Origin of the sequence: Bacillus sp. JJ1503 (assembly GCF_036965125.1) — a bacterium.
Taxonomy (GTDB): domain Bacteria; phylum Bacillota; class Bacilli; order Bacillales; family Cytobacillaceae; genus Cytobacillus.
Window position 1 is genome coordinate 1 of the sequence record NZ_JBALOZ010000376.1, and the last position, 3,810, is coordinate 3,810.

Consider the following 3,810-nt stretch of genomic DNA (forward strand, 5'->3'; position numbering starts at 1 on the left):
TGCAAGAGGAATTTATTATTGGAGACGGAGCTGCTGACAGACGGTTCTTTTTCCGAGGATGTTGTCGTTGTGGCAGGCGGGACGAAAAATCCGCTGACAAGGGAAGCGTTAGAGGAAGGGAAATATAAACTTGATGTTCTTGATCCTGCTGGGATGAGAGAGCGCCTCGAAAAAAAATCGATGAAGAACTTCCTGCATGTTATTCGTGAATCTGTCCGGAAAAGTGGATACAAGGAGAAGGATATTTCCTATATCGGGATGCTTCATATGAAGAAGTCTGCTCATGATTATGTTTTAAAGGAGTTAGGATTAACTAAAGAAGATTCAATCTATTTAGAGGAATATGGGCATATAGGTCAAATTGATCAAATTTTATCTTTAGAGCTTGCTGAAAGATCTGGGAAATTGAAAAACGGTGATGTCATTGTACTAGTCAGTGCTGGCATTGGCTATGCTTGGGGAGCTTCTACAATTAGATGGGGAGAGTGATTCAGAAGTGACAGAAATAATGATAAAAAACGTAAGTCTGCCGAATGGGGAAATGATTTTCTATCGTGAAAGATTAGGTGGAACTAAAAAAGTTCTGCTTGTCCACGGCAATATGAATTCCTCAAAGCATTGGGATGTTGTTCTTGAAAACATGGATCCTAAATACAAGCTTTATGCAATCGATCAGAGAGGCTTTGGACTATCAAGCTATCAAAATCCGATCTATTCAATTAAAGAGCTAGCCGATGATATTGACCATTTTACGAAGGCAATTGAATTGAAGGATTTTTCAATAATCGGATGGTCTACGGGAGGCACTGTTAGTATGCAATACGTTGCCGACCATCCCGAAATGTGCGATAAAATGATCTTGCTAGCATCAGGTTCCACAAGGGGATATCCACTATATGAATCAGATGAAAAGGGGATGCCTGACTTAAATCGGCGTGTTGAAACTTATGCCCAGACAAAGAGCGAGAAAGCAAAAGTCATCACTACCGAGCAAGCATACGCAACGAAAAATCGTGAATTATTAAGAATGATTTATGATGCTGTTATTTATACAAAAAACAAACCTGAACCAGAACGCTACGAAGAGTATATAGATGATATGCTTACCCAAAGAAATTATGCTGAAATTCTCCATGCCTTGAATACGTTTAATATTAGTCAGACATTTAATGGATTAATAGAAGGAACAGGGGATGCAGGGAAAATCAAAATACCAACACTCGTCCTCTTAGGTGACAGGGATTTAGTGATCACGAGACAAATGAATGAAGAAATCATGGAGGATATTGGGGAGAATGCAAGCTTTGTAGAATTAAAGGATTGCGGTCATTCCCCGCTGATCGATGATTGGGAGCAGTTGCTGCAAGTGATGTCGGAATTTTTAGATAGATGAAGGAGTTGAAAACATGAGACTTAAAGATAAGGTCGCCATTATTACTGGGGCTGCCAATGGAATTGGACTTGCTGCCGCACAAATTTTTGCAAGGGAAGGCGCAGCTGTAGCACTCGCTGATTTTGATGCAGATCTAGGAGCCGAAAGAGCTAGAGAGCTGAAGGAGCAAGGATATCATGTTCATTTTTTTCAGGTAAATGTGGCGGACCGAGAAAGCATCGATCAAATGGTTGCAGCTGTGAAAAATACTTTCGGCAAAATAGATATTTTAATCAATAATGCAGGAATTACAAGAGATGGCATGCTGTCAAAGCTGTCTGCAGAAGATTTTCAGTCTGTTCTTGATGTAAATTTAACAGGGGTTTTCCATTGTACACAAGCGGTATTGCCTTTCATGATTGAACAAGGAAAAGGGAAAATCATTAATACTTCATCTGTTTCAGGTGTATATGGCAATATTGGCCAAACAAATTATGCTGCGACTAAAGCGGGAGTAGTCGGGATGACAAAAACGTGGGCAAAGGAGCTTGGTCGTAAAGGGATTAATGTTAACGCAGTAGCCCCAGGGTTTATTGACACCGGTATGACGGCTAAGGTCCCAGAAAAGGTGATCGGACAAATGAAAATGATGATACCGCTAGGGCATCTCGGAAGCCCCGAGGATATTGCCAACGCCTATTTATTCTTAGCCTCTAATGAATCGGATTATGTTAATGGTACGGTTCTTCATGTAGATGGCGGGATTATGATGTAACTTCTATGTAACTCTCTTTCTTTAATATAATGGTATCTTGATTGAAGGAGAGATTATAGTGGGGTGGGAACTCGATTGGCTGGAGAATAGAGCGAGATTATCACCGGCTTCTGTTGCCATCATTGAAGCCGATACGAATCTGAAGCGGACATATGATGAAGTAAATAAGCGTGCCCAAGCAATAGCCTGCTGGCTGAATCATCAAGGGGTGAAAAAGGGCGATCGGGTAGCTTTACTATCACCTAATCATATAAGTTATTTTGATTTTTTGTTTGCTTGCGGTAAGCTTGGAGCAGTATTTGTACCGGTCAATTGGCGATTATCTGGTGAAGAGATTAAATATATACTTAACGATTGTAATCCTAAAATCATTGGCTGTCATAGCGATTTTACAGAACTGCTGAAGGGCAATTGCATGGATGGAACTCAATTGATGCAAATCAATAACGAGCAGTATGAAGAGTTAGCAACTGGAGATAGAGTAGATAGGATTGAAAGTCATTTAAGCGAAACAGATCCTTTAGTCATTATCTATACGGGAGGGACAACAGGGAATCCAAAGGGGGTTGTTCTTTCACATCAATCCATTTTATGGAATGCTATGAATACCATTATAAGCTGGAATTTGACGAATAGAGATAAAACCCTTACGTATTTGCCATTATTCCATACTGGAGGATTGAACGCTCTTTCAATTCCTTTGCTAATGATTGGCGGGACAGTAGTTATTGCTGATTATTTTGAACCTGTAAAAGCGATGCAGTTCTTAAATTTGTATAAATGCTCAATCGTTTTGTTTGTACCGACCATGTACCATATGATAACGGAATCACCTGAATTTACAAAAACCAGCTTTCCCTATACAAAAGTATTTCTTTCTGGAGGAGCACCTTGCCCGTTAGAAATATATGGGAAGTTCAAGCAAAAAGGACTTCCATTTAAAGAGGGCTACGGATTATCAGAGGCCGGTCCGAATAATTTTTTTATTACAACTGATCAAGCAGTCGTAAAAAAGGGGTCAGTCGGAAGGCCAATGATTTTCAATGAAATCATGCTTGCTAAAGAAGATGGGTCAGAAGCAAATATCAATGAGGTCGGAGAGGTACTGATAAAGGGAAAGCACGCCTTCAGTCATTATTGGAACAATGAAAAAGCAACAAAGGAAACCGTTAAGGATGGCTGGCTTTATACAGGCGATTTAGCGAGAAAAGATTCAGATGGATTTTTCTATATAGTAGGCAGGAAGAAAGAAATAATTATTACAGGGGGAGAAAATGTATATCCCCTAGAGGTTGAGCAATGGTTATCTGCACATCCAGAAGTCAATGAAGCTGCAGTTATTGGGCTTCCTGATCGAAAATGGGGGGAAGCAGTTTCTGCCTTCCTCACTCTCAAAGACAAGGCTGTTATTACAGATGAGGAAATTAGAATCTATTGCAGTACCAAATTAGGCAAATATAAAATCCCAAGAAACATTTTTGTCTTACAGGAAATGCCCAAAACGCCTGTCGGTAAAGTGGATAAAAAAGAATTAAAGCGGATGGGGATTGAAAAGTCCATAGTGAAAGATTGTTAGCAGCGCGATCATCAGTCGCGCTTTTTGTATTTTTCGGCATTTTATTTACCATTAATTTAACTTCGGTCAATCCAAACAAATGCTCTC

4 protein-coding genes are annotated in these 3,810 nt (G+C 39.8%); all 4 read left to right on the forward strand.

What is annotated here, in order from left to right; genetic code table 11:
* The coding region (locus V7149_RS23155) for a 3-oxoacyl-[acyl-carrier-protein] synthase III C-terminal domain-containing protein (protein ID WP_335347937.1) at positions 1-489 on the forward strand (489 nt) is incomplete at its 5' end.
* A gap of 7 nt (positions 490-496) precedes the next feature.
* Positions 497-1,393: an intracellular short-chain-length polyhydroxyalkanoate depolymerase gene (gene phaZ / locus V7149_RS23160; RefSeq protein ID WP_335347938.1), complete on the forward strand. Its 897-nt coding sequence runs from the start codon at positions 497-499 to the stop codon at positions 1,391-1,393.
* Between the two features lie 13 nt (positions 1,394-1,406).
* Positions 1,407-2,147: a 3-oxoacyl-ACP reductase FabG gene (fabG, locus tag V7149_RS23165; protein WP_335347939.1), complete on the forward strand. Its 741-nt coding sequence runs from the start codon at positions 1,407-1,409 to the stop codon at positions 2,145-2,147.
* 58 nt (positions 2,148-2,205) lie between these two features.
* Positions 2,206-3,723 (forward strand): acyl-CoA synthetase, encoded by a 1,518-nt coding sequence (locus V7149_RS23170; protein ID WP_335347940.1) that lies wholly within the window; start codon positions 2,206-2,208, stop codon positions 3,721-3,723.
* The last annotated feature ends 87 nt before the right edge of the window (positions 3,724-3,810 follow it).